Source organism: Polaribacter aquimarinus (genome assembly GCF_003129485.1).
GTDB lineage: Bacteria > Bacteroidota > Bacteroidia > Flavobacteriales > Flavobacteriaceae > Polaribacter > Polaribacter aquimarinus.
In genome coordinates this window covers 14,343-35,387 of the sequence record NZ_QFFG01000004.1, presented here as the reverse complement: position 1 = coordinate 35,387, position 21,045 = coordinate 14,343, and the positions used below count along the sequence as shown (strand labels likewise).

Sequence of the window (21,045 nt, the reverse complement as noted above, 5' to 3'; positions counted from 1 at the left end):
AAAGAACGTTTATTAAACGAACAAAACAACCAAAATGACTAAAAAGAACAACCTACCACTCATTGCTATTGTATTTTCATTATTTATCTTTAGTTGTAGCAATAGCAATAAGTTTAAAATAGAAAAAGGAAAAGTAGGTAAAATTACTACAAAAACTAAAATGTTAGAGTTGTACTCAATTTTTAAAAACGACTCTATTGTTAAAAATTTAAGTGAAGGAGCTCAAGGGGATAATTATTTTCAAGAAGATGATGAATATTTTGTGTACGAAAAAGGAGGTAAGTTATTGTTAACCATTATGCCTAAAGAGCAATTAGATTCTACATCAACTATTAAAAGTATAGAAATTCACGATCCACGTTTTAAAACAGAATCTGGCATCAATTTAAATTCTAGCTTTTCAGAAATTAACGCTAACAATAACATCAACAGAATAGAGTCTACTTTTTCTTCGGCAACTTTGTTTATAGACGATTTAAATACAACAATAGCTATAGACAAGGAAGAATTAGGGTTAAAAGAATTTAGTACTCAAAAAGTAACTTTAGAGCAAATTCCAGATTTGGCTAAAATGAAATCGTTTATTGTTTGGTTTCATTAGGGCGTATTTTGCTTTAGGCAAAACCGCGCTTTCGTTACTCACTTTTTTCAGTGTTTTCAGCACCAAAAAAGAGCTCAAACAGACCACTCAATCGCTTACCCAAATAGTTACCCAGTATGGATAAGAAATACACCATTCAAAAATCGCCATTTGTAGTGCCAACCACAGATGGAAAACTTATTGAAGAACATTTTGGAAATGCAACAGATGGTAATTCTCAAGTTAGTATTGCGCATATGATTGCGCCTTCTGGTTGGAGTGAACCATTTCAGACTCCAGAATTTGATGAATATACCTACATTATCAAAGGGAAAAAGCAATTTATTATAGATGGAGATACTGTAATTTTAGAAGCGGGTCAATCTATCAAAATAAAAAAAAACACCAGAGTTCAGTATTCAAATCCTTTTGATGCAGAATGTGAATATATTGCTATTTGTTTACCCGCTTTTTCTATGGATTTGGTGAATAGAGAAGAAGGATAAGCTGTTAAATTGCTCTTAAAGCTTGTTAAATTTTAGGTTTCAATTATTGGTTTTATTTACATTGTAATATCAAAATCAACCAATTATGAAGCTTTTACCAAACTTAACTATTCTTTTTTGCTTATTTGTTATTTCTGTTTCATCACAAGAGAAAATGATGAAATATGAAGTTTCAAAAGAAAATCCATTCGGAAAATACAACCCCAAAGCTCCAAAACAAACACAAGATTATAAAGATTTAATTGGTGAATGTAATTGTACTTCAGAATCTAGAAAACCAGATGGTACTTGGGCAAAACCTGTAAAAATGATTTGGCGTTGGAAATACATTATGAATGGAATGGCTGTACAAGATGAAACCTTAAAAGCAGATGGACGTCATTCAGGTAGTATTCGTCAATATGACAAAGATAGTCTACAATGGAATGTGCATTATTATTCCTCTTCAGCAACTCCAAAACCTTTGTCTGTATGGACAGGAAATAAAAAAGAAAATGGAAATATAGTTTTGTATAAAAACCAAAAGGCACCAAATGGAACGGAAGGTTTTTTTAGATTAACCTTTTATGATATTTCTGAAAAAGGTTATAAATGGATTGGTGAATGGACAGATAAAACTGAAAAAATTGTTTACCCAACCTGGAAAATTTCTTGTAAAAGATAAAAGAAATTTAAGAGGTAGTTTTGTGTAGCTTTTTATTTTTCTTTTTGTTGATGTAATGTCTTAAAACACCACCTTTAACACTGTTTACATCAAACTCTACAATAAATGCATCTTGGTCTATTTCTTGCACAATTCTATACATTTTCTTGATATCTATTCTGTTAACAATAGAGTGTATAATATCAAAATCTTCTTGAATTCCTTTAGTGCCATAACCAGAAGACCCTTTGTAGACAGTTAATCCAACTCCTAATTCTTCTAAAATTGCTTTTTTAATGAGATCATATTTCCTAGAAACAATAGTAACACCAATAAAATCTTCAAAACCTTCTATAACAGTATCTGTAACTTTTGCAGCAATAATATACGTAAGAATAGAGTAGAGGGCAACTTCTACAGAAACAACAAAAGCAGTTATTGCAAATAAAATGATATTAAAAATTAATACAATCTTGCCAATGCTAATCCCAAATTTATCATTTAAATATACTCCTAAAATCTCAGAACCGTCTAAAACAGAACCATTTCTAATGGCAATTCCAATTCCAGAACCCACTAATAATCCACCAAAAATTGAAATCAATAATTTATCATTAGTAATGGTTTGAAAATTTTCGAAATGAATAAATAATGCTAATCCTAAAATACTAATGACAGACTTAATTACAATACGTTTTGAAACTGTAAAATAACCTAAAACTAAAAACGGAATACTAAAGAATACTAACAAGTAAGACATATTAATGTCTACTTGGGTTCTTATTAAAAGAGCAATGCCTGTTACACCACCATCTAAAAAACCATTGGGTAATAAAAAGGCTTTTAAACCCAAACTGGTTAATACTATTCCTATAAATATTTGAAAATATTCATAGAAATAGTTAATGGTTTTTTGGGTTTGCATCAGCTTAATTTTTTCTTTGGCAAGCTAATAAAGTGTTTTTTAATAGCATTGCAATGGTCATTGGACCAACACCTCCTGGTACAGGTGTAATAAATTCTGATTTTGCGGCAACTTCATCAAAAGCAACATCACCTACCAATCTAAATCCGTTTTTCTTAGAAGGATCTGCTAAACGTGTAATACCAACATCAATAACAGTAACATTATCTTTAACCATATCAGCTTTTAAAAACTCTGGAATTCCAATTGCAGCCACAATAATATCAGCTTGCAAAGTAATTTCTTTTAAGTTTTTAGTTCTACTATGGCACATTGTTACTGTTGCATTACCAACTTTTCTTTTTTGAGATAATAAAATACTCATTGGGCTACCTACAATATGACTTCTACCTAAAACAACAACGTGTTTTCCAGAAGTTTCTACATTATATCTCTCTAATAATTCTAAAATTCCAAACGGAGTTGCAGAGATAAAAGTAGGTAAGTTTAGCGCCATTTTTCCAACATTTGTTGGATGAAATCCGTCTACATCTTTGTCAGGATCAACAGCCATTAAAATTTTTTGCTCATCAATATGTTTTGGTAAAGGCAATTGCACGATAAACCCGTCAATATCTTTATCAACATTTAAGATGGCGATTTCATTTAATAAATCTTCTTCAGTTGTTTCTTCGGGTAATCGAATTAAAGTAGATTCAAAACCAACACGTTCACAAGCCTTCACTTTTGCATTTACATAAGTAATACTTGCACCATCATTACCAACAATAATAGCAGCTAAATGAGGAGTCTTTTTCCCTAAATCTTTTAAATCTCTAACTTCTAAAGCAATTTCTTCTTTAATATCTGCCGATGTTTTTTTACCGTCTAATAAAATCATTTTATAATTATGTGTGTTGTTTTTTGTATAAAAAAAGATAAACCTTAGAGTTTATCTTTCATAATTTTACTTCATTCCTTTCATCATTTGCATCATCTTTCTACCGCCACCACCTTGCATCATCTTCATCATTTTGCTCATTTGGTTGAATTGTTTCATTAACTGATTTACTTCTTGAATAGAAGTTCCAGAACCTTTCGCAATTCTTTTTTTTCTGCTTGCATTTATACTTGATGGTATACTTCTTTCAGAGGGTGTCATTGAGTGAATAATTGCCTCAATACCTTTAAAAGCATCATCGTCAATATCTACATCTTTCATTGCTTTTCCTGCACCAGGAATCATTCCAACCAAATCTTTCATGGATCCCATTTTTTTGATTTGCTGAATCTGATTTAAGAAATCATCAAAACCAAACTGGTTTTTAGCAATCTTTTTCTGTAATTTTCTTGCTTCTTCTTCATCATATTGGTCTTGTGCTCTTTCTACTAAAGAAACTACATCTCCCATTCCTAGAATACGATCTGCCATACGATCTGGATGGAAAACATCTATCGCATCCATTTTTTCTCCAGTACCAATAAATTTAATTGGTTTATCAACTACAGATTTAATAGATAATGCAGCACCACCTCGTGTATCACCATCTAATTTTGTAAGAACAACTCCTTCAAAATTTAAGATATCATTAAAGGCTTTTGCAGTATTTACTGCATCTTGACCCGTCATAGAATCTACAACAAATAATGTTTCTTGAGGATTAACAGCTTTATGAATATTAGAAATTTCAGCCATCATTTCTTCATCCACAGCTAAACGTCCTGCCGTATCGATAATTACAACATTTTTACCATTTGCTTTGGCGTGTTTAATTGCGTTTTGAGAAATTTCAACCGGATTTTGATTACCAACTTCAGCATAAACTTCAACTCCAATTTGTTCACCAACAACTTGTAACTGATTGATGGCAGCAGGCCTGTATACATCACAACCTACTAAAAGAACTTGTTTAGATTTTTTGTTTTTTAGATAATTGGCTAATTTTCCAGAAAAAGTAGTTTTACCAGAACCTTGCAAACCAGACATTAAAATCACAGTTGGTGATCCTCCTAAATTCACACCCACAGTTTCTCCCCCCATTAATTCAGTTAGTTCATCTTTAACTAACTTCACCATTAACTGTCCAGGATTTAATGTAGTTAATACATCTTGTCCTAAGGCTTTGGTCTGTACTTTTTTTGTAAATTCTTTGGCAATTTTAAAGTTAACATCGGCATCTAATAAAGCTCTACGAACTTCTTTTAATGTTTCTGCTACATTTACCTCAGTTATTTTTCCGTGCCCTTTTAAGGTGTGTAAGGCTTTATCTAATTTATCGCTTAGATTATTAAACATAATTTGTCTTCTTTTTTAGGAAGCACAAATATAAGAATTAGTGATGGTTTTTGTAAGTAATGAAAGTAGTTTTTTGATTATTCTGACTTTGAGAATAAACTTGAAAAAAAGTTAATTAAGTGAACAAAAATTGAAACAATAAAAATTAAGAAAGAAATAATCAGGATAAAATTATTATTTAAAAATTGAAGGGAACTACTATCTTTAGAATCAATAGAAAAAACTAAAGTAATAAAAGGAATTAGAGTTAATAATTGCAGTACAATATGTATAATAGTGAGTGTTTTTTTGGGCGTTTTTTGAACCCAAATAAGAGAATAATAATTAAATCCAATTAATAAAAAGAATACAGCAGTAATATTGCAAACTAAACTTACATTTAAATCAAAATAGATATAATCTACATTGATATTAAAAAAGGTCTTCATTTTGAATAACCCAATAATTATAAATATTGGGACGAAGCTAAAAAAAAGAATATGAGGTCTAGCAATAATTTTCTTCAGCATAGTTTTTTTTTAAAATATTGGTATGATGTTCAGTATGATGCGCTGTCCACATTATAATTTCTCTAATAGTCATTTTTCCCATTAATGGGTGAGGAATCACTAAAGTATCTAAATTAATATTACTAATTTTTCGGAGTTTGTATTGTAGTTTTTTATTTTGAATTTGTAATCTATTTAACAATCGCGCTCTATCTTTTTGTGATGGTTTCTTTAGTTTTTGATTAAAAATTCTTGCTCTTTCTTGATTTATAATTAATTTTTCTTGATATTTTTTAGTTACGGTTTCATAATCTCTGGATTCTCTATTACAAGTTCCGAATTTGTATTTAAGAAAAAACCTTGGGTAGCTTAATGCATTATTTAAGAGTTGTAAACTACTAACCAAATGTAAAATTTGTTGACCAACTGTCCATTTGTTATCAGGTCCTTTTTCCCAATTATCTTCAGGTTGACTGCTTAACCAATCAAACAAAACTTGATTTTTTTCTTCTAGCAAATCTGCAATTGCTTCTTTCTGCATAATAAATAATTTAAGAGTAAGGTACAAAAAAAAGAGCTGAAAATATCAACTCTTATTTGTATCAAATTATTTTTCTTTTGGAATAAACTCTAAAGCAACACCATTAATACAGTGCCGTTTCCCTGTAGTTTTGGGTCCATCATCAAAAGAATGTCCTAAATGACCTCCGCAAGTATTACATTTTAATTCGGTTCTTGCATAACCAATTTTATAATCTACATCTAGTTCTACATTTCCTTTAACAGCTCTATCAAATGATGGCCAACCAGAACCAGAATCATATTTATGTTCAGATTTATATAATGGAGTTTTACAAGCAGCACATACATAAATTCCTTTCTTGTAGTTTTTATTTAAATCACTTGTAAAAGGCCTTTCTGTGCCAGCTTCTCTTAAAACATAATATGCCATTGGAGAAAGTAATTCTTTCCATTCTGCATTCGTTTTTTCAACTTTATATGTTTTTTTTTCTTTAGATGAGTTTTGAGCTTTTGAAGCACAACTGAGTAAAAATAGTATAGTTAATAATGAGAAAAGGTGTTTCATTTGTATGGAATTATATTGATTTTGACGTTTTTAGGATGAAATAATTACAAAAAACTAATTAAATTTACTTTTTTATTGTAAAGATAGAATACGTAATTTTAAAAAATCTTAAAAATAATTAAGATAGTGACAATTATATCTTAATTGTGTCTTAATTTTAGTTGACATAAAAAATAGAATTAAATGAAAAAAATAGTTGTTTTAGTAGTTACCGTTTTTCTTTTTGTAGAATGTAGTACTGTTCCTATTACTGGTAGAAAACGAGTTAATTTTGTAAGTGATGCTCAGGTTTTACCAGCAAGTTTTGCTCAATACAGTAATTTTTTGAAAGAAAATAAAGTATCTACCAATAGAAAAATGTCCAATCAAATAAAAGAAGTTGGTAAAAATATTTCTGCAGCTGTAGATCGTTTTATGAGAGCTAATAATATGGTTGCTGAAGCTAATTCTTACAAATGGGAATTTAATTTAATTGAAGATAAAACGGTTAATGCTTGGTGTATGCCAGGTGGAAAAGTTGTTTTTTATACCGGTATTATGCCAATTTGCGCTAATGAAAATGGAGTCGCAGCTGTTATGGGACATGAGGTAGCTCATGCTTTTGCTAAACATGGACAAGAGCGAATGTCTCAAGGACAATTACAGCAAATAGGAGGTATAGCAGTAGCTTTAGGTACTTCAGGTAAAAGTCAAGAAACCCAACAAATATGGAACATGGCATTTGGTATTGGTTCTCAATTAGGAATGCTTAAGTTTAGCAGAACTCATGAACAAGAGGCAGATAGATTAGGTTTAGTTTTTATGATTATGGCTGGTTATGATGGAAGAGAGGCTGCTGAAGTTTGGGTAAGAATGAGTGAAAAAGCAGGAGGGAAAAAGCCACCAGTGATTTTAAGCACACACCCATCAAATGAATCAAGAATTCAAGATTTAAGAAATTATTTGCCAACTGCTAGAAAATATGCTGCACAATTTAATGCACAAGCAAATAATGAAATAAAGAAATAGTAAACAAAATACTTTCATTATATTGTAACCGTTCAAAAGAAATTTTGAACGGTTTTTTTATAGAATAAGATTATGTTAAAAATTGGTGATAAAAAATTAATCAATGCTTGGGCCTTTTATGACTGGGCAAATTCAGTGTATTCATTAGTGATTAGTACTGCTGTTTTTCCTATATATTATGCAGGATTAACGGCATCAGAAGGCTTTGCAAACGCTGATGGGAAAATTGAATTTTTAGGAACTTTATGGACACCTACTACCTTATATAACTATGCTTTAGCATTCTCTTTTTTAGTAGTTGCTTTTATATCTCCTATGTTATCTGGTATAGCAGATTATGCAGGAAATAAAAAGAAATTTTTAAAAGGTTTTTGTTTGTTAGGTTCAGTTTCTGTAATGAGTTTATTCTTTTTTACAGGCAAAGAAACACTTTGGGTTGGAATTATTTTTACCATATTAGCTAGTATAGGTTTTTGGGGAAGTATTGTTTTTTATAATGCATACTTACCTGAAGTTGCACATCCAGAACAACAAGATAATGTGAGTGCAAAAGGTTTTATGTTAGGATATCTAGGTTCTATTTTACTTTTATTAATCTGTTTAATTTTAATAGAAACTAAAGTGTTTGGCTTTTATGATAAACAATTTGGTTCTCAGTTATCATTTGTTTTAGTAGGCTTATGGTGGCTTGGTTTTGCGCAGATAACTTATGCTAAATTACCAAATGAAGAAAAAACAATATTACCTAAAGATAATTATTTTAAAAAGGGATTAAAAGAAATACAAAAAGTAGCCAAAGAGTTGTTTGCATATAGAGAATTAAAGATTTTTTTAATCTCATTTTTCTTATTAAGTATTGGTGTTCAAACTATAATTTTAATGGCAGGTATATTTGGAACTATTTTAGGATTAGAAACCTTAAACTTAATTGCTACAATATTATTAGTTCAATTTGTTGGGATTTTAGGAGCATTTTTATTTTCTAGATTATCAAATAAAATTGGTAATATTAAAACACTTAAAATAACAATAGTAATTTGGGGATTGGTTTGTTTTATTGGTTTTAACTTGACAAAAGATACTCCAAATATAGAAATGTACTTCTATACATTAGGAGGATTAATTGGTTTGGTTATGGGAGCAATTCAATCTTTAGCAAGATCTACTTATTCTAAATTACTACCAAAAACAGAGGATACCGCTTCTTATTTTAGCTTCTTTGATGTTACAGAAAAAATAGCTTTAGTAGTTGGTATGGTTACTTTCGGATTTTTAAATTCTATTATTTCTATACAGTCAAGTGTTTTGGCATTGGCAATATTCTTTTTAGCTGCTTTTGTAACTATTAGTCAAATAAAGAAAACAAAACATGTACACTAAATAAAAAAGCGCTGCAATGCAACGCTTTTTTATGAATCAATATTTGATTTATTGTACTGTAATAGTAAAAGTAACTTCTACATCTGTACTACCACCAGCATCAGTAACTCCTGTATTTGGTTTTTTAGGCTCGTGCTTTAAAATTATTGTTAATGTTCCTGAACCAGCAGCACCTGTTACTACAGAAGTTTCAACTCCTAATGGATTGTTGTTCTTATCAACATCAGTTTTAGTAATTGTTACTCCAGAAACACTAGAAGCGTAGAAAAATTCATGCTCATCACCTTCATTTTTTACTTCTACTGTGATGTCTTCAGTAGGAGTTTCAGTAGCATTTTCTAATTTTATTACTCCAGTATAGGTCGTATTTGCAGATAATGTACCGTTAGTTATTGTAGGTGCATTTCCTCCTTCACCATCTATATCTTCCCAAACTAAAGTTAAAGTGTTGTTGTTACCATCCGTTAAGGTGTATGTAACAGTTGTGATAAGTTCCTCTTCATGATCGTGGTCATCTTCATCATGGTCATCATCAGAACATGCAGTAAATGTTATTGTTGAAATAAATAATATCGCTAATAATTTTATAATTGAGTTTGTAGTTTTCATAATTAAATGTTTAATAATTAATTTTAATTTTTATATTGATATTTCTACCTAATTCATCTGCAAAATATCTTAGTCTGTTTAAGTGTTCTCTATATGAGACATTAAATAAGTTTTCGATATTAAATTCTAGTTGTAAACTTCCTTTTTTAAATGCCTTAAAAGTTGCAGAAGTATTTAAACCGAATAATGAATAGGTAGGGGGTGTAGAACTAATATCTACAAATACATTTTGTTGCTGTGTAGCATTAAATGTAGTAAAGTTGTAATCTGGAAATCTTTTTTGTTCCAGAATTGTTTTATGTGTTAAACTGATTGATAATTGGTTTAAATCATCATTTTTGTACGAAATACGATTGCTAAAATTAGCAGCAGGCATATGAATTAAAGGAGTATTATCAGAAATATTATCACCTCTAAGTAAGCTTAAACTACCAAAATAGTAGAAATTATTGCTTATCTTTTTATTGATATCAAAATCTACCCCAAATATTCTTGCATTAACTTGATTGTATTCCCAAACAGGAAATGCGCCTCTAACTGTAGTAGTAATACCAACAGGAATTAGCTGAATAAAATTGCGGATTTGTTTGTAATATGGACTAATAATAAACCCAAAATTGTCATTGTTTTTCTCTAAGGAAAAAGAAAATTTATTTGCAGTTTCTTTATCGATAGTTAATAAACCTGTTTCAATTCTTGCAGCACTATGATGCAAACCATCACTAAATAATTCTGATGGATTTGGTACACGACTCGCCAAGCCATAATTGAATACTACTAACAAATCATTATCAAATTTTTTGCTATAACCTAAACTGGCAGAAATATTATGAAACGTAAAATTAGGATTTGTTGAAATTCTAGTATTGTCTATTTCTCCCTCAAATTGAGGAAACAAAACATCGTAATTATAGGTTTCATTCCAATCTGTTAAATTATAAGTTTTCCTCGCGTTTATGTGAGAAAAATCATAACGCACTCCAGCACTTAATTCAGCAGTTTCACTCAGTTGATAATTACCTGTTGTGTAAAAACCAATTTCATATTTGTCAAAATCTGGTATTAAAGCTCTAGTTCCTGTTCCAGAAATAGCATCATTTTGTTGATATCGTAGCAATACACCTGTATTTATTTTAAGACTATTAGAATAATCTATTTGTAAATCAGATTGCAAACTATTTGTAAACAATCGTAAATCGATTACAGGCGTATTTTTTAAATCGCCTCTTCTTAAATCGAATTCTTTTCGTCTATTAATTTGAAAATCATATTGTAGGGTTAACTTTCCAAAACCTTTAAAGCGCTTGTAAGCTTCAATTTTTGCTAAATGATGCACAATAGATTGCTTAGGAAAATTAATATCGTAAGAAAAATCTTCGATAACCCTAGGTTGTTGACTATTAATAGCATTGACTAAATCATTTACATTTCCAATATGTGAAGATTGTAAAATGGCAAATTCATTGTTTACATAACTATAATAGGCATCAAACCCTTTTTCAAAACTATTGTAACCAAATCTAAAAGATGCATTAGCACTTTTTAAACCGCTATTGGTAAGGTAATAGTTTGGGGCTTTAAAATCTCCAAACTGTTTGTAATTCAGTTGAATTTTTCCATACAACCCAGATTTATATGTTCTTACAACTTCTGAATTGATGTTTCCACCAAAACCATTCGTATTAAACGACATTAACGAACTGCCAAAAATACTATCTTTAATTGGGTATTTTTTTGGTCTAATTAATATCATACCACCAATAGCATCACTTCCATATTTTAGGGTATTTGCACCTTTTACAACATCAATTCTTTTACTTGCATTGATATCAATATTAGGTGCGTGTTCATCTCCCCATTCTTGGTCAAACATTCTTACATTGTTATTTACCAACAAAAGCCTACTGCTATGTAAGCCGTGAATCATTGGTTTTACAATAGAATTACCAGTATTTAGTGAAGAAACCCCGCTAATGGTTTTTAATGCGTCTCCCAAAGATTTATCAGAAAAATTATCAATCACATTTTTTTTTAGTGATTGTTCTATACTTGTAATTTCCGTTTTAGAGTTTGTTTTTACAACTACTTCATTTAGTTCTTCTAAATGATGCTCTAATAAAATTTCTTTATATAAATTTTTAGAGAGTATAATTGTAACTCGTTTGGTATCGCAAGCAATATGACTGATTTCAATTGTGATTTTTCCCTTGCACATTTTTTTAAACTCAAATTCTCCTATTTCGTTTGTAGAAATATAAATATTTGTGTTTAAAATGCGAACAGTTGCACCATATAGAGGTTTGCTATCGTGAAAATCTATTACTTTACCCTTAAAAATGTATGTGCAGTCTTGCGAAATTGCAGTTGTAGTGATACAACAAGCAAGAACACAAAACCAAAATAATTTGATCATTGTTGCTTTAATAAATTTAAATTAATAGTACTTAATTCAAATTTTAGAAGGCGGTCCTCTTAGAGAAAAAGGTAATTGGTAATGATTTTTTAAGTAGTTATAATTAGTAAATATAACTGAAGAATTAATCTCAATTACATTACTATCAATAATATTTAAAGCTAAAAAAGAATCGCTTTGCTTCAAAAGATGTAGCTTACAATCTATATCTTTTTCATGAATATGTTTTTCAATTTTAGAATTACAAACACTGTGCTCGTGATTTAAAAAATGATGTAAAGTATCAATACCAATTGGTATTAAGAATACTATCAATAGAAAAATACCGATATGTTTTTTTAGCTCTTTGATATTATTTTTTCTTTCGAATTCTTAAATTTAACATTTCTACACCTAGAGAAAATGCGATTGCAAAATACAAATATCCTTTAGGAATTATACCAACAGTTTTGTTAAAAATTATAGTATTTGATAAATGAGCACTTTCTGCAATTAGCATAAACCCTATTAAAATTAAAAAGGATAAAGCTAACATTTGAATGGTAGGATTTCTGTTTACAAAATTATTAATGGGTTGTGCAAAAATCATCATTATTAAAATTGATACAATTACAGCAATTACCATAATTGTTAAAGCACCTTCAACACCATTTGTCATTCCTACAGCCGTTAAAATACTATCAAAAGAAAATACAATATCGATTAAGATAATCTGTATAATCACGCTTTTAAATGATATTATTTTTGGTGATTTTAATACTTCTTCTTGATTTGTATTTTCTACCTTTTGTCTTATTTCTTTGGTACTTTTATATAGCAAGAATATTCCTCCAAAAAAAAGAATGATACTTTGTCCGGTAATTGCAGTTTTAAACCAACTCAAATTAGCACTCCAAAAAGGATCTTTTAAAGCGATTAAATAAGAAACACTAAAAAGTAATAAAATACGAGTAATCATTGCTAAAGCCAATCCTAAAATTGTGGCTTTTCTAACTTGATTTTCTGGTAATTTATTAGCAGATATCGAAATAAAAATCACGTTGTCTATTCCTAAAATGATTTCTAGAAAAGTTAGTGTTAATAGTGCAACCCAAGTATCTGCATGTGCAAATATTTCCATTTATTTTAATTTGTATATTGTACCGTCTGTAGAGAACTTACTAAAACCAATTTTAGCTGTAAAATTGTAAGAACTGTCTTTAACTTCTGTAATTTGAACAAATATTGGATTTTTATCTGATTCTTTTTTTGGAGACTTCATTCTTAAAGTATAAAAGAAATTGTTTTTCCATTTAATATACAAAGTATCGATATGTTTAGTTTTTTTCACTCCAGAAGAAGTATCATTAGAAATATTGACTACTTTTTCATATTCTTCAATTTGAAGGCTATCAACTCTTGTAATAATAGTTTTACTATAGCCTTCACCCGCAGGAATTTCAAAAATACCTTTTTTAAATCGATCTGAATTGTCTTTGATTTCTGATTTACAGGAAAAAAATAAGAAAAATGAAGTAAGAAGTATGAAGATGATTCTTGACATCGATTGTATTTTACTAATATGAATTCTCATTCTTAATATTTTTTATATTTAACTTCCAACTTCCAACTTCCAACTTCTAACTTCCAACTTCCAACTTTTAGCTATATTCCAGTATAATTTGCAGGTGTAATTGTCTTTAGCTCATTCTTTATTTCATCAGAAACTTCTAAAGTATCAATAAAATTAGCAATAGAATTCTGATTGATTTTCTCATTCGTTCTAGTCAATCCTTTTAAAGCTTCATAAGGATTTGGATACGCTTCACGTCTTAAAATCGTCTGAATGGCCTCAGCAACAACAGCCCAATTGTTTTCTAAATCTTGCTCAAACTTTTCTTTGTTTAACAATAATTTATTCAATCCTTTTAAAGTTGAAGTAAACCCTATAATGGTGTGTCCAAAAGGAACACCTACATTACGTAAAACTGTACTATCCGTTAAATCACGTTGCAAACGAGAAATTGGTAATTTAGCAGAAAGATGCTCGAAAATGGCATTGGCTATTCCTAAATTTCCTTCAGAATTTTCAAAATCAATTGGGTTTACTTTATGTGGCATAGCAGAACTACCAACTTCACCTTTTTTAATTTTTTGTTTAAAATAATCCATAGAAACATAGGTCCAGAAATCTCTGTCTAAATCTATGATAATGGTGTTAATTCTTTTTAAACAATCAAACAACGCAGCCATATGGTCGTAATGCTCAATTTGAGTTGTTGGAAAAGAATGTTGTAAGCCTAATTTTTCTTGAACAAAAGAACTACCGAACTCTTTCCAATCAATTGCAGGATATGCAACCTTGTGTGCATTATAATTACCAGTTGCTCCACCAAATTTTGCAGCACTTGGTATATCATTTAATAAATTAAATTGTTCTTTTAAACGAACTACAAAAACATCAATTTCTTTACCTAATCTAGTTGGAGATGCAGGTTGTCCATGAGTTCTTGCTAACATAGAAATATCTTTCCACTCTATAACTAGCTCTAGTAATTTTTCTAAAACTTCAAAATACTGAGGTACAAAAACATCATTCATTGCTTCTTTTATAGAAAGCGGAATAGCTGTGTTATTAATGTCTTGAGAAGTTAATCCAAAGTGAATAAATTCTTTATATTTCTGTAAACCTAACGCATCAAACTTTTCTTTGATAAAATACTCAACAGCCTTTACATCGTGATTGGTGATTTTCTCAATATCTTTAATTTTTTGAGCATCATCCGCAGTAAAATCAGTATAAATTTTACGTAAATCATCAAATAAATCAGTATTAAAATCAGCTAATTGTGGTAATGGAATTTCACAAAGTGCGATAAAATACTCGATTTCTACACGAACACGATATTTTATTAATGCTTCTTCTGAAAAATAGTTAGCTAAACTTGATATTTTACCTCTGTAACGACCATCAATAGGAGAGATGGCATTTAATTGTGTTAAGTTCATTTTTAGTTCTGTTGTTAGCTGCAAAAATAGGCAATTCAACAGATTTATTAAGCGGATTTCTGATGTTTTTCTATCAATGCTAAAATGTGCTTTCCGCGTGCTTTGCAACCTTTACTTTCGTGAATAATTTTGCTTTCTATAAGGTGTTTCAATTCAGGATGAATCCAATCTCTTTCTAATCCGAATAAATACAAAAAAGTCATTGTATAAGCTCTTACAGCAATTTTTTGAGGTGTTATTAACCAATCAAAACCAGTTTCTACAATAGTATCTATTTGAGGAAAAGTTAAGTTTCTCTTGATGTGATTTTCATCTTTAGAATAATAAGCAACTGCCAAATGTTCGCAAATTTTTGCACAAGGTCTAATAGCACTATCAAATTGAACTGTAGCAATTTTTGAAGTAAATTCATCTAAATGTGGAATCATCCATTCTAATTGATGATGTGTGCAAATCCATTCCAGAATCCAAGCCGCTTTAATAGAAATTTTGTTTTCAACATCAAAAGTAATCGTAATCAAATCTTTAAATAAGCTTTGATTCTCTAACACAATATTTGCTACTCTTTGTCGGTTTTCCCTTTTAGGATTTTCCATATTATTGAGTTGCTCGGTTAAAAAAAGTATGCTCATTTTGGTATGATTAATGTATATTTACTCTAAAATTGAAAATCAATGATAAATATAAAAAGACTCCTTTTTGTTTTCGCTTTTTTGAGCTGTTTTTTTATTTCAGAGAATGGTTTTTCTCAAAAACTTAATCAATTTGATAAAAATGGAAAAAGAACGGGTGTTTGGAAAAAATACTATCCTAATAAAAGAATACGATATTCAGGTCAGTTTGAAAACGGAAAAGAAGTAGGTGTTTTCAAATTTTATGACATTACCGATTCTAAACATCCTATTATAATTAAAACTTTTTTTGAAGATTCTGATTCCTTATTTGTTCAATTTTATAGATTAAATGGAAAAATTGAAACTGAAGGAGTTTTAAACGGAAGAAAACGGGTTGGAAACTGGAAATATTTCTATCCAGATGGAACTTTAATGTCTGAAGAAAATTACAAAGATGGAAAGTTAGAGGGTGAGCAGTTGGTGTATTATCCTGATGGACAGGTTACAGAGTTTGCTGTCTATAAAGATGGTTTGTTAGATGGTGTTGTGAGTAAATATTCTAGCAAAGGAACTTTAATTGAAGAAGTTACTTATAAAAAAGGTAAACCAAATGGGTTAGCAAAATATTTTGAACTAAATGGAGATTTAAAAGAAACAGGGCATTATAAAGATGGGAAACGAATTGGGAAATGGGAGTATTATTTAGATGGAGAATTAGCTTCTGAAAAGGATAGAAAAAAGAAAAATAAGTTTACTAAGAAAAAAGAAAATAAAAAGTAAATTATGAGAAACCTTTTAGTCTTAGCTTTTGTTTTACTTTTTACTTCGTGTAATAATACACTTGAAGAAAAAGTAAAAATAGACGGACTTTGGTTAGTTACCAAAGTAAAAATGGGAGAAAATGAAATGACACCTGTTGCCAAATGGTTTCGTTTTAATTCTGACTCTACACAAACTTCTGGAAATGGTTGGTTACAACATTCTTTTGGTAAATGGTCTTTCAATTCAAATACCAATAAATTATCAACAACAAATGATAATGGTGTTACTGACACAGCTGAACCTTTTACAGTTCGTTTTGAAAACCAAAATATGATTTGGAGCAGAACAGAAGAAGGTGAAAATGTACAAGTCTTTATGAAGAGAACTGATAAAATTCCTACTTCTGAAGGGAATAAGTTGATGGGATTATGGAAGTTGGATACTATAAAGTTCAAAACACATCAAGATGATTACAAATCTTTTAAAAAAATAATACCTTTCAGTAAAACTAGCTTGTTTCTAAGGTGGGACAATACATATGTTAAGCAAATATCTAAACAAGAAAAAGAATACGGAATTTATAAAATTCATGGTCATAAAGCAGAAATTCAAATGGTAAATTATGGTAAGAATCCAAAATTTACATTTTATAGATTTTCAATTACTAAAGAGAGATTAACTCTAGAAAATACTGAAGGTAATGAAGAATTAGTTTATCAAAGAATCCATCAATTTCCTCAATAAAACCATCAATTCTTTCAATTTCTTAATCCTTTTCAAAGTTGTAACTTTGCGTCCTCAAAAATAAATAATGAAACGAGTAGTTGTTGGTCTTTCTGGTGGAGTAGATAGTAGTGTTACAGCACATTTGCTTATAGAACAAGGTTATGAGGTTATTGGTCTTTTTATGAAGAATTGGCACGATGATTCTGTAACGATCTCTAATGAATGTCCTTGGTTAGAAGACAGTAATGATGCTATGATAGTTGCTGAAAAATTAGGAATTCCTTTTCAAGTTGTAGATTTAAGTGAGCAATACAAAGAACGTATTGTAGATTATATGTTTGATGAGTATTCTAAAGGAAGAACTCCAAATCCTGATGTACTTTGTAACAGAGAAATTAAGTTTGATGTTTTTATGGATATCGCTTTACAATTAGGAGCAGATTATGTTGCTACTGGTCATTATTGTAGAAAAGGTTCAGCAATTATTGATGGAAAACCAGTTTATAAATTGCTAGCAGGTAAAGACAATAATAAAGATCAATCGTATTTTTTATGTCAATTATCTCAAGAACAGTTGACAAAAGCATTATTTCCTATTGGTGAATTGACTAAACCAGAAGTACGAGAAATTGCTAAGAAAGCCGATTTAATTACTGCAGAAAAGAAAGATTCTCAAGGTTTGTGCTTTATTGGTAAAGTAAGATTGCCAGAGTTCTTGCAACAAAAATTGCAACCTAAAGAAGGAGAAATTGTTACCATTCCTATAGATTTTGAGAAGTATACAGTATCAACTCCTAAGTTTGAAAATAAGGAAGCTGAACTTAATTATTTCTCTACAAAGTTTTCTTACCAAAAAGAAGATGGAAAAGTAGTTGGTAAACATCAAGGAGCACATTATTTTACCAAAGGTCAACGAAAAGGCTTAAATGTTGGTGGAACAAAAGAAGCTTTGTATGTAATAGAAACTGATGTAGAAGAGAATATTATTTATACTGGCGAAGGTAAAAATCACTCAGGTTTATACAGAAATGTTTTGTTTGTTTCTAATGAAGAAATTCATTGGATACGTGAAGATTTAGCATTAGTTTCTAGAGAAACGATGGAGGTTGAAGCAAGAATTAGATATCGTCAACAATTAGAAAAAGCAGTTTTATACAAAGTAGAAAGTGGTTTGTATGTTGAGTTCGAAAACAAACAATCTGCAATACAAGAAGGACAATTTGTTGCTTGGTATAAAAATGAAGAATTATTAGGTTCTGGTGTAATTTCTTAAAAGTTTTTTTAAGGGATTTTAAATCCTTATTTTTATAGTTTAATTAAACTATGAAAAAATTATTTTTACTTTACACTATATTATTTTCATTACAAATTTCTTCTCAAGAAACTATAGAAGATGCGTGGATATTTTTAAAAGATAAGCCTAATAAAGAAGCTTTTTTAGCAAATCCTCTAACAATGCTATCTCAACGTGCTTTGGATAGAAGAAATAATCAAGGTGTTGCCTTAGATTCTTTAGATGTTCCAATTCATAAACCTTATTATGATCAATTAAAAAATGACGCCAACGTTATTGTATTAGGTAAATCTAAATGGTTAAATGCTATACATGTACAAGCAACAGTTTCTCAAATAAATGGATTATTATCAACTTATCCTTTTATTGAATCTTTAGAATATGCCAATAAATCTTTGAATTCTAAAGGAAGAAGCGTATCGAAAAAGGTTGTTCATAATCATCAAAATAAATTTTCTAGTTCAATATCAGATTTTAATTATGGTTCTGCAGAAAATCAAATAAAAATGTTAAGAGGAGATGCTTTACACCAACAAGGTTTAACTGGTCAAGGACAAGTTATAGCTGTTATAGATGCAGGTTTTCCTAATGTAAATACCTTACCAGCATTTAAAAGAATAAGAGATAATAATCAAATTTTAGGTGGATATAATTTTGCGGATAGAAATGCAAATTTTTATACAAGACATCATCATGGAACTCATGTTTTATCTACTATTGCTGGGTATTTAGAAAATGAATTTGTTGGTACTGCGCCCGATGCAAAATTTTATTTATTCGTTACAGAAATAGCTGAATCTGAAACTGTTTTAGAGGAAACTCTGTGGGTAGAGGCAGCTGAAAGAGCAGATAGTTTAGGAGTAGATATAATTAATACTTCGTTAGGCTATACAACTTATGATAACCCTAACCATAGTTATACCTATGCTGATATGGATGGTAAAACAGCTTTTATAACAAGGGGTGCTGAAATTGCTGCTTCAAGAGCAATGTTACTTGTAAATTCTGTTGGAAATAGTGGTAGTTCAAGTTGGAAATATATGGGAGCACCTGCAGATGCACCTTCTGTAATTGCCGTTGGAGCAGTAGATGCATCAGGAAATATAGCTTCTTTTAGTTCTTTTGGACCTACTGCAGATAATCGAATTAAACCTGAAATTTTAGCTCAAGGTGATAATTCGTCTATTATAAATTTTTCAACAGGGCAAGTTTCAACTTCTAGCGGAACATCATTTTCGTCACCTATTATGGCAGGATTACTTGCATGCTTGAATCAAAATTTACCTCTCTTTGTAAAATCTCATACCAAGTTAGCCGCGAATAATTATAATGAGTTGAGTTTTATTGATAATTTAAAACAGAGTGTTTTTAAATCTGCGGATAGATTTTCTGCACCTTTGAATCAGTATGGATATGGAATCCCAAATTTTGAAATAGCACGGGGAATTTATTATTCACTCTATCCTGGATCTGTAGACGATAATTTTCTTTCAAATTTAAAGGTATATCCTAATCCTACAAAAAGTATTTTCTCAATTTCTAATTTAAGCCTTTCCAATGATCATTCTATTCAAATTCTTAATGTTCTTGGAGAAAAAATTATCGAAATTACTAGAAAAATTCCAAAAGATATTAATATTTCAAATCTTGATAATGGGATATATCTTTTAAAAATTAGAAAAGGAAATGAACAAAAAATCATAAAGCTGATAAAAGAATAATGATAAATAAAATCACAAATCTTTTTAATATAAAATACCCAATTGTTCAAGGAGGAATGATTTGGGTTTCTGGATGGAAATTAGCTTCAGCAGTTTCTAATGCTGGAGGTTTGGGGTTAATTGGTGCTGGTTCTATGTATCCTGATGTTTTGCGAGAACACATTCAGAAATGTAAAAAAGCGACCGATAAACCTTTTGGCATAAATGTACCAATGCTATATCCTGATATTGAAAAAATCATGGATATTATTGTTGAAGAAGGTGTGAAAATTGTTTTTACATCTGCAGGAAATCCTAAAACGTGGACATCTTTTTTAAAAGGAAAAGGAATTACTGTGGTCCATGTGGTTAGTTCTGTAAAATTTGCCTTAAAAGCTGAAGCAGCTGGAGTAGATGCTATTGTTTGTGAAGGTTTCGAAGCAGGTGGGCATAATGGACGTGAAGAAACGACAACATTTACACTAATACCTATGGTGAAAGAACAAGTTAAAATTCCTGTAATTGCAGCTGGTGGAATTGGCTCTGGAAGAGGAATGTTAGCAGCTATGGTTTTGGGTTCAGATGGGGTACAAATTGGAAGTAGATTTGCTGCAACCCAAGAATCATCGGCACATATTAATTTTAAAAATACAATTGTAGATGTTAAAGATGGTGATACACAACTTACTTTAAAAGAATTAGCTCCTGTACGTTTGGTAAAGAATAGATTTTATGATGATATTCAAGAATTGTATCAACAGAATCCATCAATATTGCAAATAAAGGAATTGTTAGGGAGGGCAAGAGCAAAAAAAGGAATGTTTGAAGGAGATTTAGACAATGGAGAATTAGAAATAGGTCAAATTGCTGGGTTAATTCATGAAATAAAACCTGTAAAAGAGGTTTTTAAAGAAATAGTTGAAGAATTTGAATTAGTTAAGTCCTTTATAGATAGGCTTTAACAATGTTAATTTAAAGAAAATCAATATTTTAACTGTTTCTTATTTAATTGGCATTATCTTTGCCACTTAATATAACGTTGTTAGG

At 29.9% G+C, this 21,045-nt stretch carries 21 protein-coding genes; 10 read left to right on the top strand and 11 right to left on the bottom strand.

Translation table 11 applies throughout. The features are described from left to right. Positions 1-34 precede the first annotated feature (34 nt). The 3 genes from DIS07_RS09955 (at position 35) to DIS07_RS09945 (ending at position 1,750) form a co-directional block, all read left to right on the top strand. The gene (locus DIS07_RS09955; RefSeq protein ID WP_109405105.1) at positions 35-601 is read left to right on the top strand and encodes a hypothetical protein; all 567 of its coding nucleotides are present in this window, start codon (positions 35-37) and stop codon (positions 599-601) included. 116 nt (positions 602-717) lie between these two features. Continuing rightward, positions 718-1,086, top strand: coding sequence for a cupin domain-containing protein (locus DIS07_RS09950; RefSeq protein WP_109405104.1), 369 nt, complete (start codon positions 718-720; stop codon positions 1,084-1,086). An 85-nt stretch (positions 1,087-1,171) separates the two neighbouring features. Next, a complete protein-coding gene (locus tag DIS07_RS09945) occupies positions 1,172-1,750 on the top strand; it encodes a hypothetical protein (RefSeq protein WP_235869121.1) in 579 nt (192 codons plus the stop codon). A gap of 7 nt (positions 1,751-1,757) precedes the next feature. Here the strand turns inward: DIS07_RS09945 and DIS07_RS09940 are convergent, their stop codons facing one another. The 5 genes from DIS07_RS09940 to msrB form a co-directional block, all read right to left on the bottom strand. After that, positions 1,758-2,654 (bottom strand): YitT family protein, encoded by an 897-nt coding sequence (locus DIS07_RS09940; RefSeq protein ID WP_109405103.1) that lies wholly within the window; start codon positions 2,652-2,654, stop codon positions 1,758-1,760. A gap of 4 nt (positions 2,655-2,658) precedes the next feature. Further along, on the bottom strand, positions 2,659-3,534 hold the full coding sequence (gene folD / locus DIS07_RS09935; RefSeq protein ID WP_109405102.1) for a bifunctional methylenetetrahydrofolate dehydrogenase/methenyltetrahydrofolate cyclohydrolase FolD: 876 nt from the start codon (positions 3,532-3,534) through the stop codon (positions 2,659-2,661). Positions 3,535-3,600: 66 nt separating this feature from the next. Beyond that, entirely contained in the window at positions 3,601-4,929 is a 1,329-nt protein-coding gene (ffh, locus tag DIS07_RS09930; protein ID WP_109405101.1) for a signal recognition particle protein, read from the bottom strand. Between the two features lie 486 nt (positions 4,930-5,415). Beyond that, on the bottom strand, positions 5,416-5,958 hold the full coding sequence (locus tag DIS07_RS09920; protein WP_109405099.1) for a DinB family protein: 543 nt from the start codon (positions 5,956-5,958) through the stop codon (positions 5,416-5,418). A gap of 66 nt (positions 5,959-6,024) precedes the next feature. Further along, entirely contained in the window at positions 6,025-6,504 is a 480-nt protein-coding gene (gene msrB, locus DIS07_RS09915; protein WP_109405098.1) for a peptide-methionine (R)-S-oxide reductase MsrB, read from the bottom strand. A gap of 183 nt (positions 6,505-6,687) precedes the next feature. Here msrB and DIS07_RS09910 point away from each other — a divergent pair, with 183 nt between their 5' ends. Next, positions 6,688-7,512 (top strand): M48 family metallopeptidase, encoded by an 825-nt coding sequence (locus DIS07_RS09910; protein ID WP_109405097.1) that lies wholly within the window; start codon positions 6,688-6,690, stop codon positions 7,510-7,512. A gap of 72 nt (positions 7,513-7,584) precedes the next feature. Then, positions 7,585-8,892: an MFS transporter gene (locus DIS07_RS09905; protein ID WP_109405096.1), complete on the top strand. Its 1,308-nt coding sequence runs from the start codon at positions 7,585-7,587 to the stop codon at positions 8,890-8,892. A 48-nt stretch (positions 8,893-8,940) separates the two neighbouring features. Here the strand turns inward: DIS07_RS09905 and DIS07_RS09900 are convergent, their stop codons facing one another. From DIS07_RS09900 to DIS07_RS09870, 6 genes are all read right to left on the bottom strand, one after another. Then, positions 8,941-9,501, bottom strand: coding sequence for a type 1 periplasmic binding fold superfamily protein (locus tag DIS07_RS09900; protein WP_109405095.1), 561 nt, complete (start codon positions 9,499-9,501; stop codon positions 8,941-8,943). Positions 9,502-9,511: 10 nt separating this feature from the next. Beyond that, a complete protein-coding gene (locus DIS07_RS09895) occupies positions 9,512-11,914 on the bottom strand; it encodes a TonB-dependent receptor (protein WP_109405094.1) in 2,403 nt (800 codons plus the stop codon). 352 nt (positions 11,915-12,266) lie between these two features. Then, positions 12,267-13,034 (bottom strand): TerC family protein, encoded by a 768-nt coding sequence (locus tag DIS07_RS09885; protein WP_109405092.1) that lies wholly within the window; start codon positions 13,032-13,034, stop codon positions 12,267-12,269. Beyond that, a complete protein-coding gene (locus DIS07_RS09880; protein ID WP_235869120.1) occupies positions 13,035-13,487 on the bottom strand; it encodes a hypothetical protein in 453 nt (150 codons plus the stop codon). Between the two features lie 71 nt (positions 13,488-13,558). After that, positions 13,559-14,902: an adenylosuccinate lyase gene (gene purB / locus DIS07_RS09875; RefSeq protein WP_109405090.1), complete on the bottom strand. Its 1,344-nt coding sequence runs from the start codon at positions 14,900-14,902 to the stop codon at positions 13,559-13,561. Between the two features lie 47 nt (positions 14,903-14,949). Further along, the gene (locus tag DIS07_RS09870; protein WP_146190724.1) at positions 14,950-15,534 is read right to left on the bottom strand and encodes an adenylosuccinate lyase; all 585 of its coding nucleotides are present in this window, start codon (positions 15,532-15,534) and stop codon (positions 14,950-14,952) included. 42 nt (positions 15,535-15,576) lie between these two features. On the opposite strand from DIS07_RS09870, the gene DIS07_RS09865 reads away from it, so the two are divergent. The 5 genes from DIS07_RS09865 to DIS07_RS09845 all read left to right on the top strand — a co-directional run bounded on the left by DIS07_RS09865 (position 15,577) and on the right by DIS07_RS09845 (position 20,960). After that, complete coding sequence (locus tag DIS07_RS09865; RefSeq protein WP_109405088.1) at positions 15,577-16,296, top strand: toxin-antitoxin system YwqK family antitoxin; 720 nt, start codon at positions 15,577-15,579, stop codon at positions 16,294-16,296. A gap of 3 nt (positions 16,297-16,299) precedes the next feature. Beyond that, positions 16,300-17,022: a hypothetical protein gene (locus DIS07_RS09860; protein ID WP_109405087.1), complete on the top strand. Its 723-nt coding sequence runs from the start codon at positions 16,300-16,302 to the stop codon at positions 17,020-17,022. Between the two features lie 67 nt (positions 17,023-17,089). After that, positions 17,090-18,277, top strand: a complete 1,188-nt coding sequence (gene mnmA, locus DIS07_RS09855; RefSeq protein WP_109405086.1) for a tRNA 2-thiouridine(34) synthase MnmA — start codon at positions 17,090-17,092, stop codon at positions 18,275-18,277. A 50-nt stretch (positions 18,278-18,327) separates the two neighbouring features. Next, on the top strand, positions 18,328-20,019 hold the full coding sequence (locus tag DIS07_RS09850; RefSeq protein ID WP_109405085.1) for a S8 family serine peptidase: 1,692 nt from the start codon (positions 18,328-18,330) through the stop codon (positions 20,017-20,019). Beyond that, on the top strand, positions 20,019-20,960 hold the full coding sequence (locus DIS07_RS09845; protein WP_181374583.1) for an NAD(P)H-dependent flavin oxidoreductase: 942 nt from the start codon (positions 20,019-20,021) through the stop codon (positions 20,958-20,960). Before DIS07_RS09850 ends, DIS07_RS09845 begins: the two co-directional genes overlap by 1 nt. Positions 20,961-21,045: the final 85 nt, after the last annotated feature.